19 protein-coding genes are annotated in these 23,196 nt (G+C 59.5%); 8 read left to right on the top strand and 11 right to left on the bottom strand.

Features of this window, described 5'->3' with window-relative positions:
- Positions 1 to 180 precede the first annotated feature (180 nt).
- A complete protein-coding gene (locus tag FHX16_RS10610; RefSeq protein ID WP_259127755.1) occupies positions 181 to 3,009 on the top strand; it encodes a helix-turn-helix transcriptional regulator in 2,829 nt (942 codons plus the stop codon).
- Between the two features lie 90 nt (positions 3,010 to 3,099).
- On the opposite strand, the gene FHX16_RS10605 is transcribed toward FHX16_RS10610, so the two are convergent.
- The 3 genes from FHX16_RS10605 to FHX16_RS10595 form a co-directional block, all read right to left on the bottom strand.
- Entirely contained in the window at positions 3,100 to 3,744 is a 645-nt protein-coding gene (locus tag FHX16_RS10605; protein ID WP_210296668.1) for an isochorismatase family cysteine hydrolase, read from the bottom strand.
- A 21-nt stretch (positions 3,745 to 3,765) separates the two neighbouring features.
- Positions 3,766 to 4,311 (bottom strand): hypothetical protein, encoded by a 546-nt coding sequence (locus FHX16_RS10600; protein WP_183861980.1) that lies wholly within the window; start codon positions 4,309 to 4,311, stop codon positions 3,766 to 3,768.
- Positions 4,312 to 4,382: 71 nt separating this feature from the next.
- Entirely contained in the window at positions 4,383 to 5,681 is a 1,299-nt protein-coding gene (locus FHX16_RS10595; RefSeq protein WP_259127651.1) for an epoxide hydrolase family protein, read from the bottom strand.
- Between the two features lie 707 nt (positions 5,682 to 6,388).
- Between FHX16_RS10595 and FHX16_RS10585 the strand changes: the two genes are divergently transcribed.
- Together FHX16_RS10585 and aspT are read left to right on the top strand one after the other, a co-directional pair.
- Positions 6,389 to 9,100, top strand: a complete 2,712-nt coding sequence (locus FHX16_RS10585) for a decarboxylase (RefSeq protein ID WP_259127648.1) — start codon at positions 6,389 to 6,391, stop codon at positions 9,098 to 9,100.
- 121 nt (positions 9,101 to 9,221) lie between these two features.
- Complete coding sequence (gene aspT, locus FHX16_RS10580; protein WP_183861974.1) at positions 9,222 to 10,913, top strand: aspartate-alanine antiporter; 1,692 nt, start codon at positions 9,222 to 9,224, stop codon at positions 10,911 to 10,913.
- Between the two features lie 145 nt (positions 10,914 to 11,058).
- On the opposite strand, the gene FHX16_RS10575 is transcribed toward aspT, so the two are convergent.
- The 3 genes from FHX16_RS10575 to FHX16_RS10565 all read right to left on the bottom strand — a co-directional run bounded on the left by FHX16_RS10575 (position 11,059) and on the right by FHX16_RS10565 (position 13,355).
- On the bottom strand, positions 11,059 to 11,532 hold the full coding sequence (locus FHX16_RS10575) for a DUF3597 domain-containing protein (protein WP_183861972.1): 474 nt from the start codon (positions 11,530 to 11,532) through the stop codon (positions 11,059 to 11,061).
- Positions 11,533 to 12,026: 494 nt separating this feature from the next.
- Positions 12,027 to 12,386, bottom strand: coding sequence for a Rid family hydrolase (locus tag FHX16_RS10570; protein WP_183861970.1), 360 nt, complete (start codon positions 12,384 to 12,386; stop codon positions 12,027 to 12,029).
- A 108-nt stretch (positions 12,387 to 12,494) separates the two neighbouring features.
- Complete coding sequence (locus tag FHX16_RS10565; RefSeq protein ID WP_016555213.1) at positions 12,495 to 13,355, bottom strand: LysR substrate-binding domain-containing protein; 861 nt, start codon at positions 13,353 to 13,355, stop codon at positions 12,495 to 12,497.
- Between the two features lie 271 nt (positions 13,356 to 13,626).
- On the opposite strand from FHX16_RS10565, the gene speB reads away from it, so the two are divergent.
- Genes speB through FHX16_RS10545 form a run of 4 tightly spaced genes read left to right on the top strand, consistent with a single transcriptional unit; the run spans position 13,627 to position 16,881 of the window.
- Complete coding sequence (speB, locus tag FHX16_RS10560) at positions 13,627 to 14,685, top strand: agmatinase (RefSeq protein WP_183861968.1); 1,059 nt, start codon at positions 13,627 to 13,629, stop codon at positions 14,683 to 14,685.
- Positions 14,686 to 14,735: 50 nt separating this feature from the next.
- Positions 14,736 to 15,527, top strand: a complete 792-nt coding sequence (locus tag FHX16_RS10555) for a transporter substrate-binding domain-containing protein (RefSeq protein ID WP_016555211.1) — start codon at positions 14,736 to 14,738, stop codon at positions 15,525 to 15,527.
- Between the two features lie 35 nt (positions 15,528 to 15,562).
- On the top strand, positions 15,563 to 16,231 hold the full coding sequence (locus FHX16_RS10550; RefSeq protein ID WP_183861966.1) for an amino acid ABC transporter permease: 669 nt from the start codon (positions 15,563 to 15,565) through the stop codon (positions 16,229 to 16,231).
- Positions 16,228 to 16,881, top strand: a complete 654-nt coding sequence (locus FHX16_RS10545; RefSeq protein ID WP_183861964.1) for an amino acid ABC transporter permease — start codon at positions 16,228 to 16,230, stop codon at positions 16,879 to 16,881. Before FHX16_RS10550 ends, FHX16_RS10545 begins: the two co-directional genes overlap by 4 nt.
- 415 nt (positions 16,882 to 17,296) lie before the next feature.
- Here the strand turns inward: FHX16_RS10545 and FHX16_RS10540 are convergent, their stop codons facing one another.
- Both FHX16_RS10540 and FHX16_RS10535 read right to left on the bottom strand, forming a co-directional pair.
- Positions 17,297 to 18,826 (bottom strand): FAD-dependent oxidoreductase, encoded by a 1,530-nt coding sequence (locus FHX16_RS10540; RefSeq protein ID WP_183861962.1) that lies wholly within the window; start codon positions 18,824 to 18,826, stop codon positions 17,297 to 17,299.
- 303 nt (positions 18,827 to 19,129) lie between these two features.
- Entirely contained in the window at positions 19,130 to 20,284 is a 1,155-nt protein-coding gene (locus FHX16_RS10535; RefSeq protein WP_183755366.1) for an MFS transporter, read from the bottom strand.
- A 289-nt stretch (positions 20,285 to 20,573) separates the two neighbouring features.
- Here FHX16_RS10535 and FHX16_RS10530 point away from each other — a divergent pair, with 289 nt between their 5' ends.
- Complete coding sequence (locus FHX16_RS10530) at positions 20,574 to 20,927, top strand: hypothetical protein (protein WP_183861960.1); 354 nt, start codon at positions 20,574 to 20,576, stop codon at positions 20,925 to 20,927.
- 159 nt (positions 20,928 to 21,086) lie between these two features.
- On the opposite strand, the gene FHX16_RS10525 is transcribed toward FHX16_RS10530, so the two are convergent.
- The 3 genes from FHX16_RS10525 to FHX16_RS10515 form a co-directional block, all read right to left on the bottom strand.
- Positions 21,087 to 21,566, bottom strand: coding sequence for an SRPBCC family protein (locus tag FHX16_RS10525; protein WP_259127594.1), 480 nt, complete (start codon positions 21,564 to 21,566; stop codon positions 21,087 to 21,089).
- Entirely contained in the window at positions 21,550 to 21,906 is a 357-nt protein-coding gene (locus FHX16_RS10520) for a helix-turn-helix transcriptional regulator (protein WP_183861956.1), read from the bottom strand. The genes FHX16_RS10525 and FHX16_RS10520 overlap by 17 nt, the downstream gene beginning before the upstream one ends.
- Positions 21,907 to 22,161: 255 nt before the next feature.
- Positions 22,162 to 23,091, bottom strand: a complete 930-nt coding sequence (locus tag FHX16_RS10515; RefSeq protein WP_183861954.1) for a DMT family transporter — start codon at positions 23,089 to 23,091, stop codon at positions 22,162 to 22,164.
- Positions 23,092 to 23,196 lie beyond the last annotated feature (105 nt).

Below are 23,196 nucleotides of genomic sequence, written 5' to 3'. Positions count from 1 at the left end.
ACCTCGCCAGTAAGAATGGCTATTGTCTAAACCGATACCGCCTGTGAAGCGACTTAAGTGGCTTGAGAGAATCTGAAATATCCTGAAGTATCCGGTGCGGCGCCTCCGCCGTCACAAATCGCCGCGGCGGTTACAGATGCCGCTATGCTATCTGGCATTGGCAAGAGAGATCGGATCGCTTTGGGACAGATCGAACGGGGCCTTTTCGAATTCTGTGGTTGGGAGATGGATCTCGCAAAGCGGGAACTCCGGGCTCTCGGCGCACCCGTTCCGATCGGAAGCCGCGCATTCGACATCCTCGAGGTCCTTGTAGTGGCCGCCGGAGACGCCGTGTCAAAGGACGATCTGATGCGCCGCGTGTGGCCTGGGATCGTTGTTGAGGAAAATACACTCCAGGTCCACATATCGGCCATTCGAAAGGCTTTGGGAAAAGACCGGAATCTGCTTAAGACGATCTCAGGCCGTGGATATCGACTTCTTGGCAACTGGAAATCTGGCGCGCCATCGTTCAACGAAACGGCGCCGTCCGTTAGAACTCCTTCAGCCGACGCCCGCTACGTTTCCAAGATCCCGGCGTCGATATCTGATCTTATCGGTCGTGAGAGTGCCGTGGCTGAGCTTCTTACGCTCGCATCTGCTTATCGGGTCGTGACGCTGACAGGCCCCGGTGGGATCGGCAAGACGGTACTTGCATCCGAAATCGCCCGTAGTCTTTTGCCCAGCGTCGAAGGAGACGCCTTCTTCATCGAGCTCGTTTCGCTTCAGGACCCCAACCTTGTTCCGACAACTCTGGCTCAAACTCTCGACCTGCAACTTCAAGGTGATGAGATCTCGGCCGAGATCGTCGCGCGGTGCATTGGCGGGCGAACCATGCTGCTCGTTGTCGACAACTGCGAACACGTCATCGATGCTGCCGCAATGATGATCGAGGCACTCGTCCGCACGTGCCCAAATGTGACGGTCCTTGCGACAAGTCGAGAATTGCTGAGAATCGAGGGAGAGTTCGCTTATCGCGTCCCGCCGTTGGAGGTGCCAGCCAGGGAGGAGGCGACCGGCACTCTCGAACACAGTGCCATCCAGCTATTTGTGGCACGCGCTCGAGCGCTGCAGTGGGATTTCGCGGCCGACACGGAGAAGCTCTTGGCTATTGCCGGGATTTGCCGGCATCTCGACGGCATACCGCTGGCGATCGAATTTGCAGCGGCCCGCGCTGCGACGTTGGGAATACAGCAGATCGCCGGCCGGCTGGATGATCGTTTCGTACTGCTAACTGGCGGGCGCCGGACGGCATTGCCTCGTCATCAGACGCTCCGCGCTACCCTGGACTGGAGCTATCAACTTCTGCCGGACACCGAGCGGGAGTTGCTTTGTGGCCTGGCGACTTTTCCCGGCGGCTTTACTTTGGACGCGGCGGTAGCCGTCAGCGGCGACGGGGAAGCGGAAACGGCGCTGGCGATATCGAATCTTGTCTCAAAATCGTTGATCGCATTCGACGGTTTCGACGCTGCTCCGCGCTGGCGCCTTCTTGAGACTGTGCGGGTCTACTCGCTGGAAAAGCTCGGAGTTCGGGACGAATTTCGGCGAACAATGTGTCGAGTTGCAAAGTACTTCCTCAAGCTGTTCAAACCTTTTTCGGAGGAGCGCTCCCTTCAGACAGCACTCGACAATATTGGTCGCTACCGAAAGGAGACCGACAACGTACGTGCGGCCTTGAGATGGGCGTTCTCGGACAGCGGCAATGGCGTGCTCGGCGCGAAGCTTGCCGCCGCGTCAAGCGACTTTTGGACGGCAATATCGCTGGTCTCCGAAGCCGGCGACTGGGCTGAGCGCGCGCTGGAGAACATCGGAGAAGAAAGCGGCTCGCGCACCGAGATGGTCTTGCGATGTGCTCTAGGGTACGCACTCATCTACACTCAGGGAATGAACGAGCGCGGAAAGGAAGTGCTCACCGGCGCGCTGGCACTTGCCAGAGATCTGAACGACTACGACTATCGCCAGCGCCTAACCTGCGCCCTATGGCTCTTCTCCGCCCGCTCGGCGGAATTGAGCGACGCTCTAACCTATGCGCGCGAATATGAGGGGGCAGTTGACGAGCAGGACGTGCGTGGACGCGCAACGGCCGCATGGCTTGTCGGCATTCCCCAAACCTATCACGCGCTCCATCAGGAAGCTGGTGAGAGGCTGGAATGGGCGGCCACACACTATCCGCTGGAGAATCGCCGGACAGACTTGCTGCGATTGGAAGCGGACGTACGAACATCGTCCTTGGCTCACAACACAGTGAACCTGATCGCAGGTGGCCGACTGGACGCCGCAATTCTTACGGCAGAGGTCGCCATACAGGAGGCACGAGAGACACGGCAGCCATTCGTCCTATGCGTCGCGCTCGCATGGTCGGCTTCCTTCGTTTCGTTGACGCTTAACGATCTGGACCGCGCGCAGGAATGGGGTGAGGAGCTTTTGGTGGAGGCATCCAAGCATGGTCTTCAACCCTTCCATGCCGCCGGCTTGTGCATCAAGGGCAGTCTCGCCTATCGATTGGGTAGCCCGGCCGCTGGTATCGAGGCTCTTCGAACCGGACTCGCGGAACTGCGTAATGGGGCCTACCTGTTGTTTTATCCGTTCTACCTTTGTGAGTTAGCGGCTGCGCTACAGTCGATGGGGCGTTTCAACGAGGCCTTGAACGAGGTCGGCAACGCTTTGCTTTTCTCAGAAGAGAAAGGCTACCGTTGGATGGTGCCCGAAATTCTGAGGCGGAAAGCAGAAGTTCTTAGGGCGCAAGGCTTAAGCGAGACGTCCCTGATCGAAGGTCTCTTTCAGCAGGCGATGGCGGAAGCATCGAAGCAGGGAGCACTATATTGGGAATTGAGCGCGGGCGTCAGCCTTGGTGCCTTCCGCGAGGCAAGCGTTCCGACTGTTCTCCTTCCCATCTATCGGCGATTCACTGAAGGCTTCAGCAGCCCCAGGCTCCTCGAGGCGAAGGCATTGATCGAGGCATCAACGGCGTGAAGCTGCGATGGAACCAACCGACGTCGCCTATTGTCTCGTACGACGCACGAGTAGCGTTGATATTTTTGGGCAGCCGATATGACGGTTGTATTAGGCGGCGGGCGCCACCGGCTCCATGGACGTTAGCGCAGCGACAATCTGCTCAGTGGTTACGATCGCGCTCGCATAGTTCGGCATATTGATCACCAGCGCCGCGTGCATCATCTCGTCGGAGTAGTCGGCCACGGCGTCCTTCGCGACTGTCACGTCGTATCCAAGCTCTGCCGCGAAACGCACGGTCGCCTCGATGCAGGTGTGTGCGATCAGTCCGATGACAATGAGTTTGTGAATGCCCTGCCTCTTGAGCTGAAGGTCGAGATCGGTATTTGCAAAGCCGCTGGAGCACCAATGCTCCGAGGCGACAATCTCGCCGGACGCCGGTACAAACTCGGCCTTGAACTCGCCGCCCCAGGTGCCGTATTCGAAACTCCTACGGTTCCACGCCAGTCTTTGAATGGGCGCGATGTACTTCCAGTTCTCGTAGTCACCTTCGCGGTACCTGTGGTGCATGGCAAAGAAGACGGGAATCTTGACCTGTCGTGCCGTATTGAGGACTTGCTCCATGTGCGACACGCAATTGTTGGTTTCGGCGACTTCCTTGATGCGTGGCCAGATCTTGCCGCCTTCAGAGATGAAGTCGTTGTATGGGTCGACCACCAGAAGGCCGGTGGTAGCGCGCTCGTAGGACAGATGCATGATTATCGGCTCCTTTGAGCTTCAGGCTGCTTTCGAGGGCTGTTGGCTGCGAAGCGCGTGGCGTTCGATGCTGGCTGCGAACAGCGGCGTCTCGCCCTTGTTGTGGGCGATCGACATCGGCTGGCGCTGTGTGCGGAAGATTTCGAAAGGGATGCCCTGCCGATCGAGGGATGCGAGCATTTCCTGGGTCGCAAAGGACTGCACCCGGTTGGTGAATTCGCAGCGATTCTTGTCGATTGCCTTGACGCTTAGTTCCCAGGTCACGTGAATGGTTACGCGGCCCGTCGGCGTGAACACATCTGAGTCGGAATCAAGGATCAGATGATCCTTTTCGCCGAGCGTTTCGACGTAGTGCTGCACCATCAGGCTGCCGCCGATCGTTTCGACGTTGATCGACATGCGCGTTCCGTCCGGAGCGGTCGTGAAGCCGGCAGCGATATGGGCGGGCGAGCAGCCCTGGTATTCCTTTTCGGACAGCGTGAAGCACCACGTCGGGATGTCGATCTTCTCGATCGGTGCGTTGATGATGGCCGTGAAGCTGGAATCGACGATCTGGTTGTCTGACATTGTCTTTCTCCTTCATCCATTGGATGGGAATGGTGAATGAGCTGCGGCATCGGAGAACGCCGCAGCCGCCGTCAGATCGATTTGCGGAGCGGTTTGAAGGCGGCGCGCAGATCGCCCGTGAGAAGCATCGGCTGCTCCCAGGCTGCGAAGTGGCCACCCTTGGGAGGCCGGTTGTAGAAGATGAGCTTCGGGTATGCCTTCTCGGCCCAGCTCTGGGGAGCCTGGTAAATCTCGTCCGGGAAGGCACTGACGGCGACCGGTATCTTGGTGCCGCGCGGATCGAAGAAACCACCCGAAGGAAAGTGCGCGTTATCCCAGTAGAGGCGGGCGGAAGAGATCGCCGTGTTGGTCAGCCAGTAGAGCGTGATGTTGTCAAGGATATCGTCCTTTGTCAGGCCTTCCGTTTTGCCGTCGAAGACGCGAGCGATCATGTCATAGCTGCGGATGTCATGGTCGAGCATCCATGAGGCAAGCCCGATCGGTGAGTCGACGATGCCGTAAAGCGTCTGCGGCCGGTTGTTCATCTCGATGGCGTAACCAAGACCATTTTTGTAGAAATCGTCGAGCTGATCCCATGCTCGTTTTTCATCAGGCGAAAGGCCGGTGGGCTGGCTGCCGGCGGATAGTGCCTTGGATATGTCGGCGGGAACGGTTGCCGCCATGTTGGTATGGATGCCGAGCAATCCCGGAGGTTCCTGCACAGCCATCAGTTCGGTAATCGCATTGCCCCAGTCGCCGCCCTGCGCGACGTACTTTGCGTAGCCGAGGCGTTGCATCAGCACGGCCCAGGCCTTGGCGATGCGAGGAGGGTTCCATCCGGGCTCCGTCGGCTTGCCGGAGAAGCCGTAGCCGGGAAGCGATGGGATGACGACATGGAAGGCGTCTTCGGCACTGCCGCCGTGCGCGGTCGGATCGGTCAGGGGCTCGATGATTTTGAGCTGTTCGATGATGGAACCGGGCCATCCATGGGTGACAAGGATCGGCAGGGCGTTTGTGTGCTTAGATTTCACATGGATGAAGTGAATGTCCAACCCGTCGATCTTCGTGGTGAACTGTGGGTAGGAGTTCAGTTTCGTTTCGATTTTGCGCCAGTCGTAGTGCTTGGCCCAGTGATCGGCGAGCTTCTTGATGGTAGCGAGCTGGACGCCCTGCGAGTGATCCTTGACCGTTTCCCGGTCAGGCCACCTGGTCGCCGCGACCCGCCGGGCAAGGTCGGATAGCTCCGCATCCTTAGCCGAGAATCGGAATGGTTTGATCGCGTTTGGATCGCCGCTCGCGGCAAACGCTTCTGGAAGCACGCCCAATGCACTGATTGATGCTGCTACTGCAAGAAGTGTACGACGCGAAACCGCTGGCTGGTTCTGGGACATGAGAGCCTCCTGGTGTTAGCTTGCTGCCGAGTAACAAGTCACCAAAGAGGAAATACAGCCATTGCACTAAGGTATCGGCGAGACCTTCGTATAGTGGAATCGAGAGCACGTTCGGGACGCTCGCATTCAACTCGGTCTCCTATGGTTCAGGTCGATCCAGGCAACCTGAGAACATCATCAGTCCGATCTGGCCATTGGCCAATGGATCGCGATACCGTCTCACCAACACAGAGGAGGAGGTTCAACTGACTAAGGTCGTGCCCTTCCTGGTTGAGGACGAACTTAAACGGCTCGGCCGACTTTTCGAGAAGAAAGACAACTGGCAACCCTTTGCCATCACCGACGGTCGGCTCATCACCGGCCGTCCACAATGTGGCCGATGAACCGACGTTGAAGAAGCGTTATTTGGGTTTCTTTAGGCTGAAATAGACGTGAGGCACAGAGCGGCAGGAGAGTAAGATACCTCATCTTGGTGGTATCTTACGGTATTTTACCTTCGCAAGTACCCGTTGTTGAGCGAATATCGACTTCGCGATCATGTGGAATTGGCTGACCGGGAGAACCGGACTCGTGGCACGTGGGTAGCATGCTGAGTGGGTGCCACCGTGATTTGACCTGGCCGCCAGCGCAGCCCCATCGGCACACGCACGGGAGCTGCGGATAGCAGAGCAGCGAGACCGCAGTCGGACCCAAATATGGAGATCGGGATGCCAGTCAAGAGCGCACATATCGATCAATTCCTATTGATACATCAGGCGCGCGCCGACAACTGGCGTGCTGTGACCAGCCTAGCGGACGCGTGGGCAGCAAAGCGCGGCGACAGGGCAGTGTTGGAGGCAGCACTGGCGAACCTTGCCGCGGCAGAGGAGTACCACGCCTATCCCGGAGAGCGGTTGCTGACGGCGCTGCGCGAGCGCATTGCCACCGACGACGCGGGCGGGACCGCACGACTGGCGCGACGTATCTCCAACGGACTGCTGACGCACGCCTATCGCGGCCGTGCAGGCGAGTGGGACGCCCATGAAGAGATGTCCCCTGATGAAGTGGCGGACATCATGCCGCCTGCCACGGGCGAGGCGGGCGGACATCGGCCCTATTTCGAAGTGCTGTTCGTCAACAGCCAGCCGGCCGAGCGGTGGCCGGCTTTCGCCAAGGAAATCCGCCGGCTGCGTCGTCGGGAAGATGCTTTCGTCTACGAACCCGTCATCGTTGGTTCCTTCGAGGACGCCGTCTGTGCTGCGGTGCTGAACCCGGACATCGTTTCCGTCGTCCTGGCAGAAGGGTTCCCCTACCGTTCGCGGCACGATGTGTCAGTGCTTCGCTCGGTTCTGGATCCGCTCGGGGAAACCGACAGTCCCGACGCATCGGCGCTGCGCCTTGCCCGCGCGCTGAGGCGCATTCGTCCGGAACTCGACGTCTATCTGCTCTCCGACCGCGATGTCGAGTCAATCGCCGGCGATCCGGCAGCCGATGCCGTCCGCCGCATTTTCTATGCGGTCGAGGAACTGCTCGAATTGCACCTGGCGGTTCTGGAAGGCGTGCAGGCGCGCTTTGAAACGCCGTTCTTCGACAATCTGAAGAAATACGCACGCCGACCAATCGGTACGTTCCATGCATTGCCGATCGCGCGCGGCAAGTCGGTCTTCAAGTCCGACTGGATTCGCGACATGGGCGAATTTTACGGCCTCAACCTGTTCCTGGCGGAAAGCAGCGCCACCACAGGGGGCCTCGATAGCCTTCTGGAGCCGACGGGCAACATCAAGCGTTCGCAGGAGATGGCCGCGCGCGCCTTTGGCGCCGATCACGTGTTTTTCGTTACCAATGGTACGTCGACGTCCAACAAGATGGCCGTCCAGGCGCTGCTTGCGCCCGGCGACATCGCCGTGGTCGATCGCAACTGCCACAAGTCGCATCACTACGGAATGGTTCTCACTGGGGCGCAGCCCTACTACGTCGAAGCCTTTCCGATGACGGAATACTCGATGTATGGCGCCGTGCCGCTCGCTACGATCAAGCAGGCGTTGCTGGCGCTTCGCGCAGAGGGGCGGCTCGATCGGCTGAAGCTGCTTGACCTCACCAACTGCACCTTCGACGGGCATATGTACAACGTCAGGCGGGTGATGGAGGAGTGCCTTGCCATCAAGCCTGACCTCATTTTCCTGTGGGACGAGGCCTGGTCAGGGTTTGCCCGCTTCTCGCCATTCCTGCGTCCGCGCACGGCGATGGGCGCTGCAGCCGATATCGAGGAATGGCTGCGCGATCCCGCATCCGTCACGGCCTACGAAAAGCAGCACGCCGAGCTTGGCGACAGCCCGTCGGACGAGATGTTGCTTGCCACGCGACTGATCCCCGACCCGCGCCTCGTGCGTCTTCGGGTTTACCAGACCAACTCGACGCACAAGTCGATGTCGGCTATCCGCCAGGGGTCCATGCTGCTGGTCAAGGACGTCGATTTTCATACGGTCGAGGCCCAGTTCCATGAGGCGGTCTTCACGCACGCGTCGACGAGCCCGAACCAGCAGCTCATCGCCAGTCTCGATGTCGCCCGCCGACAGATGGAGCTCGAAGGGTACGGGCTGGTGATGAATGCGATCGAGATCGCGCTCAAGATCCGGCAGGCGGTGAACGAACACCCGTTGATTTCGAAATACTTCCGCGTCCTCGGTGCTGACCAAATGATCCCGGAGGCCTACCGGCAGTCCGGTTTCAAGGACTATCTTGCACCGGGTTCCAACTGGGCGACGGCCGTCAAGGCAATGCGAGAGGACGAGTTCTACCTCGATCCGACGCGCATGACGCTGGTTTGCGGCACCGCCGGCTTCGACGGAACGCAGTTCAAGGGGCTGTTGGCAAACCAGTACAGTATCCAGCTGAACAAGACCTCGCGTAACAGCGTGTTGCTGCAGTCGAACATCAACAATACGCGCAGTGATGTCGCCCACCTCATCCGGGTCCTTGTCGAGATTTGCCACGGGATAGAGAAGCGGCTGGCAGATGGTGGCGAAGCCGAGCGCGCCGCTTTCGAGGCGCGCGTCAAGTCGCTGATGACGGATGTGCCGGGCCTTCCGAATTTCAGCCATTTCCACGAGCTGTACCGCAGCGATGCGGGTCGCACGACGCCCGAAGGTGACATGCGAAGCGCGTTCTTCAACGCCTACGATGCATCGCTGTGCGAATACGTGCCGCTGAACGGTGCCGAATGCGATCGAAGACTGCGCGAGGGCCCGGAAATGGTCTCGGCCAATTTTGTCATTCCTTACCCGCCTGGATTTCCGATCATGGTGCCTGGCCAGGTGCTGACGCAGGAGACGATCGATTTCATGCGCAAGCTCGATGTGAAGGAGATCCATGGCTACGAAAAGGCGAGGGGACTGAAGCTGGTCAAGCCTGATGCGGTAGCCGCCAAGGCGAAACGCTGACCCGCGGCGGCGGCGTCTTTGTCAGCCAATTGGCGCCACCGCGGCCGGCGCACGGTGAACGTAGGTTGCCGGCGGCGCTGTAACTCGGACGCCGCCCAAGGCATCATTCGGGGGAATGGTCATGGCGTGGATCGAGCAAATTCTGGTCAGGTATCCTGAGCTTGCCGTGTTTCTTGCAATCAGCCTCGGATACCTGATCGGCGGGGTGAAAATCGGCGGGTTCAGTCTCGGTCCCGTCACCGGCTCCCTTTTTGCCGGCATCATTATCGGGCAGATCGCCGAGGTGCCGATCGCCGGAATGGCGAAATCCTTCCTGTTTCTCCTCTTCCTTTTCGGCATCGGCTATTCCGTCGGCCCGCAATTTCTACAGGCCCTCAAGCGGGACGGGATGAAGCCCGTGCTGCTTGCCGTTGTCGTCTGCGTGACCGGTCTGCTGACTGCCATAGTCGTCGCGACCATGCTGGGTCTCGACCCGGGCTTTGCCGCGGGGCTGGTATCGGGCGCACTTACGGAAAGCCCAGCGATGGGAACGGCAACCGAGGCGATCAATGCGTTGCCCTTGCCGGACGCAGATCGCGCCCGCTTCGTCGCTCACGTCGCTGTCGCCGACGCAGTCTGCTATGTCTTCGGTGCGGTGGGCGTCATCCTGTTCTGCAGTCTCGTCGGTCCGAAACTCTTGGGCGTGGATTTGCGCGCCGAAGCGCTCAAACTGGAGCGTGAGCTTGGGATGACGCGCACGGTGCCGGGCGTCGCTTCGGCCTGGCGAAGGTTTGAAGTTCGCGCGTATCGCATTGCCGAGGGTGCGCCGATTGTAGGCTTGTCGATGACGGCTGCAGAGGAGTCCTTTCCCTATCACCGGCTGTTCGTTCAGCGGTTGCGAAGACGAGGCGCGATCGTGGAAGACCCTTCGAAAATCGTCTTCGAAGCCGGTGACATCGTCGCCGTCTCAGGATCTCGCGAGGCGCTGATCAACGTGCTCGGACCGCGGGCGGAGGAGGTCGAGGATAGCGACCTGCTCGATATCCCGGTCTCGGTGGCCGACGTCCTGGTGACATCCCGGACCTTCGCCAACAAGACGATCGAGCATCTCTCGAAAGAGAGTTGGGCACGAAGTCTCTATCTGCGCGGCATCACGCGCGGTGGCCACGAAATTCCCTTGGCTCCGGGCGTTGCGGTCCAAAGGGGCGATATCCTCCGTTTGGTAGGCCCGGACAATGTCGTGTCGCAGGCGGCCAAGCAGATTGGCGTCATCGTCGCGCCGACAACGACCACCGACTTCTTTGTGCTCGGTCTGGCAATCTTCCTTGGTGGTCTGGTCGGCATTATCGTCACCGTTCCGATCGGTGACATGAAGATTTCCCTGAGCACCAGCGTGGGAACTCTGCTCGCCGGCTTGCTGGTCGGCCATCTGCGCACGCAGTTTCCGCTTTTCGGTCGGATACCGGACGCCGCCGTGTCCCTCATGACAGCGCTTGGTCTGGCGGCCTTCGTCGCCATGACCGGTCTGCATGCCGGGCCTGTCTTCGTCTCGGCCATCGCCGAAGCCGGGATCGGCCTGTTGCTGGGCGGCATGGTCGTCACCATTGTTCCCTTGCTGGCTGGCCTTTACTTCGGGCGCTACGTGTTGCGGATGAATCCCATCCTGTTGCTCGGAGGGCTGGCTGGTGCGCAGACGATGACAGCGGGCATGGCGGCCGTCCAGGACAGGTCGGAAAGCAGCGTTGCCGTCCTTGGCTACACGCCGACCGTTCCGATCGGCCATATCCTGCTCACAACCTGGGGAACTGTGATTGTCGGTATCGTGGCCGGATAGGAGGCCTGCGATCAGACGACACGCTGCCCAGGATTGCTTCCGGCTCAAACGCCCGGAAGCTCAGAATCTCACCACGAGCTTATCGCGTTGTCTGGATCGATGTTGCGCCGGTGGCCGGGGATGCCCTGTCGCTTGCCGCGAGATGCTAATCAAGTAGGTCGGGCGGTACCCTCCCGCCGTTTTCAGACAGCCTCTTCATCAGTGTCTTGTGCAGGAAGGTGTTCATCTTCGCGCTGTCGTTTGGGCCTCCGGCATAGCCAAGTTCCCTAGCCAGTTCCCTGCGCTCCTGTAGGCTTGCGTCCATCCCCACGGCCTTCATGAGGTCGACGATCGAATGGCGCCAATCGAGCTTCTGTCCCGAGTTTCTCACGGCTTCATCGAGTACGTCCTCAATATCCACTGCAGGAGTTGGGGCTGGCGGAGGTGCACCTGTCGCCGGATCGGTAATAATCGGCGGTCGCTCGGCAATCTGACCCGACTGCGGTGCGCCGGGTCTTGGCGGCGGAACGATATCGGCGGGTAAATCCGGTGATGGAGTCAAGGGAGAAGCAGGTCGGACAGGTGCCGCCGCCTGTGCGTCGCCCAAAATGGCGTTCCTAATGCGGTCAAAAATGCTCATCGCTTGCTTCCTCCATGGGATATTTGCGGTGAGACAACAACACCGGCGGAAGAATTCGGTTCCGTTGCTGGCGCACTAGAGGCGGTAGCGCGGGAGGCTCAGAGTTTTCGGCCCGGTGAAACACTGCGGTAAAAAGAGGGCCTCGGCTGGGTTCCGCAATAACTATCCGAGGCCTCCCACTACCCCTTGAGAAGCGAAGATGAAGTAGTGCAGATGCCAAGCGCGGGAAGGCGACAATTGGAAAAGCCAACACCAAGGCGCTGTCAGACGGCGGCCGTTCCGCTGCCCTCGAGAGGGCCAAAAAGCTGCCGCGGCGAAGACAAGCTGCGCGAGGCGAAGGAAAAGCACCATGTGCTGCCGAACCGCGTTCTTGAAAACCTCGTCAGCGCTTCGAGGACACGCGCAGCGAGATCGGGCTTGCCCCACAACGTGAAGCTCCACCAGGCAATCGCTTGTCGTGGTACGGGGCGTGCTCTACGGCTTTGAATTGTACCTTACGACGACGCAAACTCCTGGCTCTTTCGCCAGGCGATGACGTCGACTCGAAGGTCACATAGTGCTGGTAGACCATGCTCTTCAAAAGTTGTTCGGCGAGGCGTTATGCCCGGAGTTACCCACTGTTCCCAAGCGGCGTTCATCTCGGCAAAAGACCCGAGATCGCGAAGCCAGATGTTGGCTTGGATCAGTTCTGACTTGTCTGTACCCTCCATCGCGAGCAGGGCATCGATACGATCAAGGATCTCGGCAGCCTGTGCGCGTATGCTGCTTCCGGCGGCGAAATTGGCGGTCTGGCCGATGATATGGACTGTTTGAAGTGGCGACGCCTCGTCGACGGACGCGTGCTCGATAGCCATCGGCCGGTTTCCCTGTTTCAATTGGCGCGTCGGTTGCTGCCAAGGCCAAATTGCAGCCACCGCGCCAGTTGAACAGGCCGTTTTATTTTTCGCGGCTATAACGGAATGTTATGGGCGGTCCGTCATCGCGGTGTGTCGCGACACGAACTCGACAAGATAGCGGGCGCCCTCGGACGCCTCGGACTGAGCATAAAATCCAATCTCGATGCGGACGGCGCCGGGTAGGTCGGCGGCCTTGTCGAGCGCGCGACATCCCTCGGGAATCGTGGCTTCAAGCATGGGACCGACACCTATGCCAACCCTGACCGCCGTCGCCATGGCAACCAACGTGGACGCGACGCAGGCCGTCTTCCATTTTATGTTTCGCTGCGACAGCGTGGCGATCGTCTGGAGATTCCAGGGGCAACCCTCGTCAAACATGATGACCGGGAGCGGTCTGCTGGCGTCGACCACAAAATCCGATCTGACGACCCATGTCAGGTATTCGGTCCAGATCAGGATTGGTTTCCTGTTGAGAACGGTGATGTCGCACACGGCAAGATCGAGCTTCCCCTCTTCGAACATTTCCGCCAGACGCCGGTTGGGCTCGACGATTATGTCGATGTCCACCTTCGGGTTCTGGGCCCTGAAGTCACGAAGGATGTTTATCAGTCGACTGGCGGCGAAGTCTTCGACGACCCCGAGACGGATGCGTCCTTGGAGTACCTTTCCGGTGAGCCGACGGCCGACCTCATCGCTGAGCAGCACGATCTCCCGGGCATAGGCCACCATGACCTGGCCGTGAGCCGTGAGCTCAAGTCCCTTGGAGGATCGAGAAAAGAGCGTTACCCCCACGAGCTCTTCGAGCTTGCGGATTTGCATGCTGACCGCCGCTTGAGTTCGATGCAATTTGGCAGCGGCGCCGTTGACCGTTCCGATCTCGGCGACCGTCAGGAAAGCCCGTAGCAGATATGAATCGAGATCAAGCATTCGACAGCGTCTTCGGTTGCGTTAAAGGCGAGCTATCCGAATGTGCTCATGACAGCGAAATTCGACATTGAACGATCTGCATCCGCGAGGCAACGGGCCGGGGATCGCCCATGCCCTTATAAAGTTATCTGAACGGGCCTGTCGTCGAAAATGGCGGTCGAGGCTGCCAGACTATCAGAAATCGTTATAGGCCCTCACGAAATATCAAGGTTGTAAAGGATTCTGGCTGGGCGAATGATGCCATCTCGGACCGAGAACCGGGGAACTTATCTTGACGATTGACCAGGACTTTCTGGAGGACCTTCGCCGTCGCTTCGGCAATGCCGCCGGCGGCGAAATGCACGATCCACACTTTCGCGAAGTTGCGGCAAGTGTCTTCAAAGATGGCGACAGCCGCAAGTGGCCGTTTGCAGATCCGGCGACCTTCCTTGGCGCGTCTTTTATCGAGGGCGGCATCAGATCGGATGTGCTTGCAGCACTGGATGTGGCCTTGATCGGCGTGCCGATGGACCTTGGTGTCACCAATCGCGCCGGGTCGCGGTTGGGTCCGAGAGCCGTTCGGGCGATCGAACGCGTCGGGCCCTACGAGCATGTTCTCGGGGTTGCTCCAATGGGCACGCTCAAGGTCGCCGACGTCGGTGATGTTCCGATGAGAAGCCGCTTCGATCTCGCGGGATGCCATGCCGACATCGAAGCCAGCTACCGCATGATCGCCGATACTGGAGTGATCCCCCTGTCGGTTGGTGGAGATCATTCCATATCCGGTGCCATCCTCAAGGGGTTCGCGAGCCGCGCCCCTGTTGGCATGATTCACATCGATGCCCATTGCGATACGGCTGGCCCATACGAGGGTTCCAAGTTCCACCACGGCGCTCCGTTCCGAGAGGCCGTCCTTGCCGGCGTCCTTGACCCTCGAAGAACGATCCAGATAGGCATTCGAGGCGGAGCCGAGTATCTTTGGGAGTTCTCCTTTGCTTCGGGCATGACGGTAATACACGCCGAGGAAGTCGCGGAGATGGGTATCAAGGCCGTGATCGCACGTGCCCTCGAGGTCGTCGGCTCCGGTCCAACTTACATTAGCTTTGACGTCGACAGCCTTGATCCCGCCTTTGCGCCGGGAACCGGGACACCCGAGGTTGGAGGATTGCTTCCGAGAGAAGTTCTCGCCATCTTGCGAGGCCTCCGCGGAGTAAATCTTGTTGGCGGTGACGTGGTGGAAGTGGCGCCGCAGTATGACGCGACCACCAACACGGCCCAGATTGCCGCGCAGGTCCTATTCGAATTGCTTTGCCTCGCCATGCTCAGCCCCGCCGTGCGTAACGCCGCCTGAGAGGTTGGGATCGCCGTCTCCATCTAGAACCAAGAAAAAGGGAACATAAAATGAATATCAGCAAACTAGGAAGAACCATCGCAACTGCCGCGGCATTCGCTCTGGTCGGACTGTCGGCCCATGCCGACGACCTCGCCGACATCAAGGCTGCTGGCCAAATCAGCGTAGGCATTTTCTCCGACTTCCCGCCATTTTCATCGGCCAGCGCGGACATGAGCCTCAAGGGATACGATGTCGATGTCGCTCAGAACATTGCCGACAGTCTTGGCGTGAAGCTCAACCTCGTAGGCGTCACCGGACAAAACCGAATTGCCTATCTGAACGATAAGCGCGTCGACATTCTGATGAGCGTCGGCTATTCCAAGGAGCGTGCAGAAGTAATTGATTTCGCTGCCGCTTACGCACCGTACTACATCGCGGTCATAGGGCCGGCAGCCGTCGCCATCAGCGGCAAGGACGACCTCGCCGACAAAACGATTGCCGTGAACCGCGGCACGCTCGAAGACACCTCCCTGACGGCAGCCGCCCCCGCGTCGGCAACAATCCAGCGCTTCGAAAACTACAATTCCGTTATCCAGGCCTTCATCTCGGGTCAAACGCAATTGATGGTGGTTGGCAACGATGTTGGAGCGCAGGTTCTGGCACGTCAGGACGCCTTGAAACCGGAACAAAAGTTCCAGCTCTTGACGTCGCCTTCTCACATTGCTCTTCGCAAGAGCGAGGATGGCCTGAAGAACGCCGTCAATGACGTGGTTGCCAAGATGATCGCGGAGGGGAAACTCGACGCTAGTTCGAAGGCCTGGCTGAAGACGCCACTCAACCCTGAAAATCTCAAGGATTGATCGTATGACTGCTCCCCGCCGTGAAAGGAGTGGCGATGACCTATAGCCTTGGCTTCGATTGGCTTTGGGGCGGCGCGGGAGCGCTTGCATATGGCGCAAGCATGACGCTTTTGCTGATTGCCTGCACCACCGTCTTCGGGACGGTACTCAGTGTTTTCGGCGCTGCGGCGCGAAGAAGCCGGTTCGGCTGGTTGCGCCGGGCTGTTGGCATCTACGTTGAAGTCATCCGTAACACGCCGTTTCTGGTCCAGTTGTTCTTCATTTTCTTTGGCCTCCCAAGCCTCGGAATCCGTCTCAATCCGGTGACCGCGGCAATACTCGCCATGACCCTCAACATGGCGGCCTACACGACCGAGGTGGTAGGCGCTGGGCTTGATGCTATCCCCAAGGGGCAAGGCGAGGCCGCACGGGCGCTTGGACTGAAGCCCAGGCACGTATTTTTCAAAGTCGTCTTGCCCCAGGCGCTCAAGATTATCTTTCCGGCCCTCACAAGTCAGATTGTCATCATGATGCTGGAATCGGCTGTGGTCTCACAGATTTCCGTTCGCGAACTGGCGCAAGAGGCCGATCTATTGCAAGCCCGCACCTTTCGTTCATTCGAGACCTATCTTGTCGTGACGATGATCTATCTTGCCATGTCAGCAAGCCTCAGGCGTTTGCTGATTGCTGGTGGTCGCCGGTTCCTTGGAGCGGGGATATCATGATCGAGTTCACGTTCTGGGATATTTTGCGCAATCTTGTCTTCGCGACGCGTTGGACGCTTCTTCTGTCGATTGCTGCGTTTGTTGGCGGGGCGAGCGTCGGCATGGCAATCCTCTTTGCTCGTATATCGAAGGCCTCTTGGCCACGGCGCCTGGCGTCAGGTTACATCGCGCTGTTCCAGGGGACGCCGCTCCTCATGCAGCTTTTCCTGATGTTTTTTGGCTTGCCCATGTTGGGATTCCGCATCGAGCCCTGGACTGCTGCCGTATGTGGGCTGACATTTTATGCAAGCGCGTATCTCGCGGAGATCTGGCGGAGCGGCGTCGAGGCGCTCCCGCGCGGTCAGTGGGACGCTGGCGCAAGTCTCGGTCTGCACCGCCTGCAAGAGCTTCGGCTCATTATCCTCCCACAGGCTTTCAGGATAACCCGGGCACCGACCGTCGGGTTTCTCGTGCAGCTCATCAAGAGCACAGCCTTGACGTCCATTCTTGGCTTTGAGGAACTGATGAGGACCGCAAACGCGATCAACAACGCGACGTTCGAACCTTTCAAGGTTTACGGGCTAGTCGCTGTCATCTTCTTTGTGCTTTGCTACCCACTTACCGAGTATGCGCGAAAGCTTGAACGGGAAGCCGCGGTTTGTTCAAACTAGCCAGCAAATGACGGGGGCGGCTCTCCTCCGCCATGCTGAGCTAGTGCTGCGATTACTGTTACGCCTTCCAACCCAAGCGCCGGCAGAACCGGCGGCTTGGTGGAATCGGGAATCGGAACTAACGATCTCGTAGGCACTTGGAAGCGCTGCATGCCCTGTATCAAAGTGCCAGAAGTGGGCCCTTTCTTAGCTCTCGCTCGACAAGACACGGGCTGCCCTGACCGACGCCTAACCCTGAAATGCACGCGTAGTGGTGGTATGCTGTTTTGGGTACCGATCCTGTCGCTTATGGACGCTTATAACCAGCGTTCGAGCGGACGCTTCCAGTCGCTGGGGATTCCACTCCTGGGCCAGTCTGGATGTTTTGCCGGTCGCTCGGGCAAAACGCATGCATACTTCATGATCCCGTCACGTTCTAGGCCGTGCCGTGCTCCATCGCCAGTTCTGCTCGGAGGCTTTCGACATCGCGGAAGATCGTGGCAACTGCCTGGACCTGCCCACCACGCTTGTAGCGCACGAGGCAGTCCCTAGCGGCAATATCGCCCTCCACTTCGATTTTGTCCCATCCCTCGGCATGGCCGACATAATTGATCGGAATGTCGTAATGCTGACTCCAGAAGAACGGTACATCCGTGAATTTCTTCCGGTGTCCGAGCATGTTGAGCGCCGCGGTAGCACCCTGCCGCTGCGCCACCACCCAATGCTCCACCCTGATGTTTTCGCCGCTGTGGGTGTCAGGCCACCGCGCGATGTCGCCGGCTGCATATATGCCGGAGACGCTGGTTTCGAGATAGGAACTGACCAGGACGCCTCGATCAGTGGCGAGACCGGCTGTTTCGGCAAGATCGACCCGCGGCCGCACACCGATGCCGGCAACGACGATGTCGGCGCCCAGGGTGCTGCCGCTGCTCAGCAGGACCTCGCTCGCACTAATACTCGCCGCCCGATCTCCCAGGTGGAAGACGACGCCATTTTCCTCATGCAGAGCGCGAATGAAGTCGCCCATCTGTGGTCCCAGCACTCGTTCCATGGGCCGTTCACCGGGCGCCACCACATGCACTTCGAGGCTCCGGGTTCGAAGAGCGGCGGCAACCTCGAGACCGATGAAACTGGCGCCGAGTACCACAGCGCGTCGCGCGGCGCCGGCTTGTGCGATGATCCTGCGGCTGTCGGCCAGCGAACGCAACGTATGGACATGAGGCATGTCGGCGCCGGGGATGGTCAGTCGCACCGGTTCGGCACCGGTCGCGAGCAGCAATTTGTCGAATGCTACCCGTGCTCCGTTGGCGAGCGCGACCTCGCTGGCACCGATATCGATACTGGTGACCTTGGTGCCGAGGCGTAGATCGATGCCATTCTTGGCATAGAAGTTTTCGTTGCGCAGCGGAATCCAGTCTTCGGGAGCCTTGCCTGCGAGATAGTCCTTTGAGAGGTTGGGGCGGTCGACGGGCGCTGCCTCATCGTCGCTGATCATGACAATGTCGCCCTGATATTGCTCCCGCCGCAGCCTCTCCGCTGCGGCAAAACCGGCCGCCCCACCGCCGACGATTGCGATCCGCTCTGGTGGAGCACCTGTCTTGCTTTCGCGCGCGGTGGGGGACAGCTTCTTGCGCTTCTCGCCGACGAAGATCCTTTCGTCGCGCTGCTCGACCGACCAACAAGCGAGTGGCGATAGGGCCGGCGCCCGCAGCGCGTCTCCGGTGAGAAGGTCAAAGCAGGCGTGATGCCAAGGACAGCGAACGGTATCGTCGACGACGAGACCGTCTACCAGTGGTCCGCCATAGTGGGAGCAACTGGCAGAAACCGCAAATATCTCTGCTCCGCGGCGCACCAAGAGCACCGGTTCGCCGTCGCAATGACCGACCAGCTTGCCTCCGTCTGCCAGTTCGGCGAGTGCAATACCGAGGGCCAGATCGGGTCCCTTGAGCTTTGAATGGTCGGCCATTTTCTCCTCCCTGGAGGACGTTCCCGTCATCATGCCGTTGCCACACTTGGTTGCTCAGCAGACAACCCCAGTCAATTTCCCGCCATTCCGCCTCTTAGGCAAATGAATTCGGCTCGGCTCGTGGAAGTCTAGCGGGCGAATAGGGGACTATAGGGTCGCAATTTGGGAGGAGCGATTCGTCCAGGACGTCGGTTCGTTGCCGGCACCTCCTGCAACGAAGAGAAGAGGTCACTACGAACCTCAAAGTCCGACCTCATTCGTGTTGCCGTCATCGGAAAAGCAGGGTGCGATTGGCAGCCAACCCTATGCGACGGCCAACGGGCGCCGGGCGGAGAGGGCGCGAACGCATATCAGTGCGCCCAGGATCACGGGCAAACATACCAAGTATGCTGTCCGTATACCAAAATGCTCCGCTACAAAACCGAGGAGTGGCGGAGCGAGGAAAAACACGACAAACGACATTTGACCGAGCGCTGCGACATTGAGATGAGAGGCTCGGTCCGACCGCTGGGCCGCCGCGGAAACCGCAAGCGGATAAACCACGCTGCAGCCGCCGCCCATGAGGGCAAACCCGAAAAGGGCGATCAATTGATGCGGCGCAAGCCAAACTGCGCTCAGACCGGCTGCCGACACCAACAGCAGAGTGAATGCTACCGCCCGCGAGCCAAAGCGATCGACGAACGGATCTGCGAAAATCCTCGTCATAGCCATGAAGAAGGTGAAAAGCGTGAGACCCAGGCCGCCCACAAAGGGCTCAGACTGGAATACGTCGCGCATATAGATTGCAGACCAATCGATGCCTGCACCCTCAACCAGGAAAGCAGCGATACCGATCACACACAGAGGAAGAAGCGCAATGGTCGGTAGCGCGATGCGCCCCGTGTCGGAATGCTCCTGCGTGGGTCTGGCTGGAGCATTGCGCATGCCTGCGATTGCCAGAGTGCCAACGACCAAGACGAAGCCAAACGTCAAAGCCAAATGGAGCTGCATTGACACTCCAGCCTGACGGACCGCGGCCGATATCAGCGCGGTGACGAAGAAGCCGAGGCTCCAGAAACCGTGCGCCCGGTTCATGACGCCGCGCCCCAGTTGCGCCTCGATCCGATCGATCTCGACGTTGAGATTGATTTCCAGCGCCCCCGCCAGAAGTCCTTCGCAAAGAAGAATACCGAATACCAGGGGAGCGGCGCTCATCCATGGCACGAGGGCAAGGCAAGCGGAGGTACCCAAGACGGTCAGGAAGGCGGTCGTTCGAGCTCCAAGGCGGGCGACGATCGGTGACGAGAACGTCAAAGAAATCAGGGCGCCAATGGCGGCTCCGATCAGAGTCAGGCCAAGCTCGGACTTATCGATCTGCAGCGCATCTTGAATGTCCGGAAGGCGCGAAAGCATGGCGCCCATGGAGACGGCGAACAGGAAGAAACAGACGTAAATCCGCTGTTGCGGTCCGATATGCACGGGAGCTCCGGGGTGAACTTGATGGGAGCCCTCTTCTACGTGAATCGCGGCTCACTAACAACATGCCCCCAACTGATAAGCCGTGTAGACCATCAATTGATCGCTGACTTCGGAGGGGAGGTCGGCCCGTCTCAGGATCAGGCAGGGTTTGGATCGCCCTTTGGTCCGCAGGGACCCAACCCGGGCCATCATTGCCTTCTGCCCGTGATGCAAACCGGCGATTCCCACGGTGCCTGCTGCCTCCATATCGCGTAAGATCGTCCGGCAACCTTTCTCTTCGGAGGGCGTCATGAGGAAGCTGGCTATTGTCCTGGGCATTGCGGTCTCGACGATCCCGACCGCCCTGCTGGCTGCAGCGCAACAGACGAGGCAAGAACACCGGAGAATGAACTGGAGCGAAAATCTCCCTGCGTATGTGCGGACTTATCACGGGAAGCGACTCTCAGTCGTAAGCTACCGTACGGCGCATGAAACAGGTGCGCATCCATCGCCGGGTGACGCGCAGCATGTGAACGCGATCCGAAACGCAGCACGCCAGAACAAATGGCTTGTTGATCAACTGAAGGCCAAGAAGCTAACGCCCAATGACATTGAATGGGTGATGAGAGCGCGAAACGGCAACATGGTCTTCTATGTGGAATGAGGCGGAGGGCTTCCTGGCGATCAGTCGAAACCGGCGGCAGGAGGGAGGACGATGAAGCGTTCTCCCAAGTTTGCCCGGCGCAGTCTGCCTGCTTTCTGTCAGAACCACAACAAACCCAATTCACAGAAGGTGTACAGACGGCGCTGATTGGCCAAATACTCAGCCGTCCAACCAAGCTGCGAGGCCATCCAGCGTCTGTAGCCCATACTCAACCGCGCCGAAGCCGATGACGACCTGACGTCGCTGGCGGGTGGGGTGGAGTTGGCGCATGGTGAGCACGGTCTTCCCGTCGGCCTGCTCATCGAAGGTCACCGTGGCGCGGAAGCGGTCGGGGTCGTTGGGATCAGGCGTGCCATAGTCCATCACGATCCGCTCGTTTGGCACGATCTCCAGAAAGCGCATGAGGTTCGGGAAACGCTGTTCTTTGCCCTCGAACAGGCCAACCATGTCGAACCGCCAGAGTCCGCCCTCGCGTATGTCGGCCTCGCAGCTCTCGATCTTCAGGCCGGCCGGACCGTACCATTCGGCTAGCGCCCCGGGGTCCATCCACGCCGCAAAAACCTTGTCGCGTCGATGGTTCAGAACTTTCACCAGTACGATCTCTCGATCAAGCGACCATGTATCAAACGGGTTTGCCATTGCCTTCACCATCCTCTTTCGTCTTGTCCAAATAGACTTCCAGCCGATCCAACCGGTCGGTCCAGCGCCGGCGCTCTGCCTCCATCCAGTCCGCCGCCTCGTCGAACCGCGCCTGTACCAACCGGCACCAGCGGCTGCGCCCGCGCTTCTCGCTGGCAATCAGCCCGCAATCTTCCAAAACCTTGAGATGCTGGACGAACGAAGGCAGGGCCATGTCGAACGGCTCGGCCAGGAGGCTCACCGGTACCTCGCCCTCAGACAGTCGCGAAACCACCGCGCGGCGGGTCGGGTCGCTTAAGGCGTGAAAGGCGAGATCCAGGGGTGCGGAATGATAAGGCATGTGCCTTACTATAACGAGCAGGACCACCTGTCAATAATATTAAGGCGTTTGCCTAAGTGTTGAGGGACTGGGGCGGCATGACGTGAAACCTCAAGTCGCCAAGGGCGCAGCGCGCGCCATTACCTCGATTGGCATTGACCGGGAGGTGCGCATTAAACGACGGCGGTTCACGGAGCGCCTACAGCCCTGAATTTGCTGACACGTCGCTTCGAGGCGTGGGACGCGCCTATTCCATGGAGTCAAAGCGCCGAGCCGTCATTCTGGAACTCGTTCGCCCGTACGATTCGCCAAGATTACGCCGAATGTCATCAGGGCGACGGCGATGGCGGTCGCGACGGCGAGCGACTCTCCCAATAGGGGTATAGCTAAAAGGGACGTTAGCGCCGGAGACAGGGACCCGATCGTGGCGCTTCGGGACGCGCCGAGCCGCGAGATCGCGAACGCGTAGCCCAAGGTCGAGACCAGCCCCGTCCCGATACCCTGGACGAGTGCGTAAGGCAGCGCCTCGCCGAGGCTGAAGTGGCCGAAATTGCTTCCGACCAGCCCGACGAGCATCATAGGTACGATAGCCACCAGGGAACCGATCGAAAGTAGGAGGCCGTTTGAGATCGCGTCCAACCCGGTATGCCGCAGCCCGATCGTGTATCCGGCCCAGATGAGGCTCGCGAGCAGAAGCAGTCCGACGCCCCGCAGTGTCTCCGCGGTGACAGCGTGGCGTTGTCCAGCGATCATGAGTACGACGCCACCCACGATAAGTCCGATCGGAAGAGCTTGTCTTGTAGAGAGTCTCCGACCCATGAACAAGCGCGAGATCAGGGCCATTGCGAGCGGGGTCGTACCGGGGATCAATGCGCCAACATAGGCCGCTGAGGTCAGCTTGGCTCCCGCAGACGCGATGAAATAGAAAGGCACGCCACCTGCCAGCACCAACAGGACGGCCTTGCGGTCGACTTGCCGCAGCAGATGCAGGCGGCCGAACAGCAAGGGCAGGAGCGCCACCACAGGCACGGCGAAGCGGATCAGGGCGACATCCGCAGTAGCGAGCGGTGACTTGCCCATGGCTCGCATGGTGAGCGCGAACCCAGCCCAGATGAGGACGACGAGCGCCAACACAACATAACCTGCAGCGGCAGTCTCATTCCACTTGATCGTCGGTCTGGGGAAAGTCGTAGTAATGTCGGCCATGAGAAACCTCGATGTCAAATTGAGTGACATGATATGCTTCTTCCTCAGGCAGTTTCTTGCTATGTTGATCCCATCAGGAACGATATTTGGCAGATTCTGCCAATG

The organism is Rhizobium sp. BK661, assembly GCF_024808825.1.
Classification (GTDB): domain Bacteria; phylum Pseudomonadota; class Alphaproteobacteria; order Rhizobiales; family Rhizobiaceae; genus Rhizobium.
Note: the sequence above shows the minus strand (reverse complement) of the source record. Positions and strands in the feature narration are given on the sequence as shown.

What these genes read in the sequence shown, in the direction of transcription:
- FHX16_RS10565 (WP_016555213.1), bottom strand. Translation starts at nt 13,355, where the DNA reads ATGCTTGATCTCGATTCATATCTGCTACGGGCTTTCCTGACGGTCGCC.
- aspT (WP_183861974.1), top strand. Translation starts at nt 9,222, where the DNA reads ATGGCGTGGATCGAGCAAATTCTGGTCAGGTATCCTGAGCTTGCCGTG.
- FHX16_RS10575 (WP_183861972.1), bottom strand. Translation starts at nt 11,532, where the DNA reads ATGAGCATTTTTGACCGCATTAGGAACGCCATTTTGGGCGACGCACAG.
- FHX16_RS10520 (WP_183861956.1), bottom strand. Translation starts at nt 21,906, where the DNA reads ATGCCTTATCATTCCGCACCCCTGGATCTCGCCTTTCACGCCTTAAGC.
- FHX16_RS10605 (WP_210296668.1), bottom strand. Translation starts at nt 3,744, where the DNA reads ATGCATCTGTCCTACGAGCGCGCTACCACCGGCCTTCTGGTGGTCGAC.
- FHX16_RS10525 (WP_259127594.1), bottom strand. Translation starts at nt 21,566, where the DNA reads ATGGCAAACCCGTTTGATACATGGTCGCTTGATCGAGAGATCGTACTG.
- FHX16_RS10550 (WP_183861966.1), top strand. Translation starts at nt 15,563, where the DNA reads ATGACCTATAGCCTTGGCTTCGATTGGCTTTGGGGCGGCGCGGGAGCG.
- FHX16_RS10595 (WP_259127651.1), bottom strand. Translation starts at nt 5,681, where the DNA reads ATGTCCCAGAACCAGCCAGCGGTTTCGCGTCGTACACTTCTTGCAGTA.
- FHX16_RS10585 (WP_259127648.1), top strand. Translation starts at nt 6,389, where the DNA reads ATGCCAGTCAAGAGCGCACATATCGATCAATTCCTATTGATACATCAG.
- FHX16_RS10600 (WP_183861980.1), bottom strand. Translation starts at nt 4,311, where the DNA reads ATGTCAGACAACCAGATCGTCGATTCCAGCTTCACGGCCATCATCAAC.
- FHX16_RS10515 (WP_183861954.1), bottom strand. Translation starts at nt 23,091, where the DNA reads ATGGCCGACATTACTACGACTTTCCCCAGACCGACGATCAAGTGGAAT.
- FHX16_RS10540 (WP_183861962.1), bottom strand. Translation starts at nt 18,826, where the DNA reads ATGGCCGACCATTCAAAGCTCAAGGGACCCGATCTGGCCCTCGGTATT.
- FHX16_RS10530 (WP_183861960.1), top strand. Translation starts at nt 20,574, where the DNA reads ATGAGGAAGCTGGCTATTGTCCTGGGCATTGCGGTCTCGACGATCCCG.
- FHX16_RS10555 (WP_016555211.1), top strand. Translation starts at nt 14,736, where the DNA reads ATGAATATCAGCAAACTAGGAAGAACCATCGCAACTGCCGCGGCATTC.
- FHX16_RS10570 (WP_183861970.1), bottom strand. Translation starts at nt 12,386, where the DNA reads ATGGCTATCGAGCACGCGTCCGTCGACGAGGCGTCGCCACTTCAAACA.
- FHX16_RS10545 (WP_183861964.1), top strand. Translation starts at nt 16,228, where the DNA reads ATGATCGAGTTCACGTTCTGGGATATTTTGCGCAATCTTGTCTTCGCG.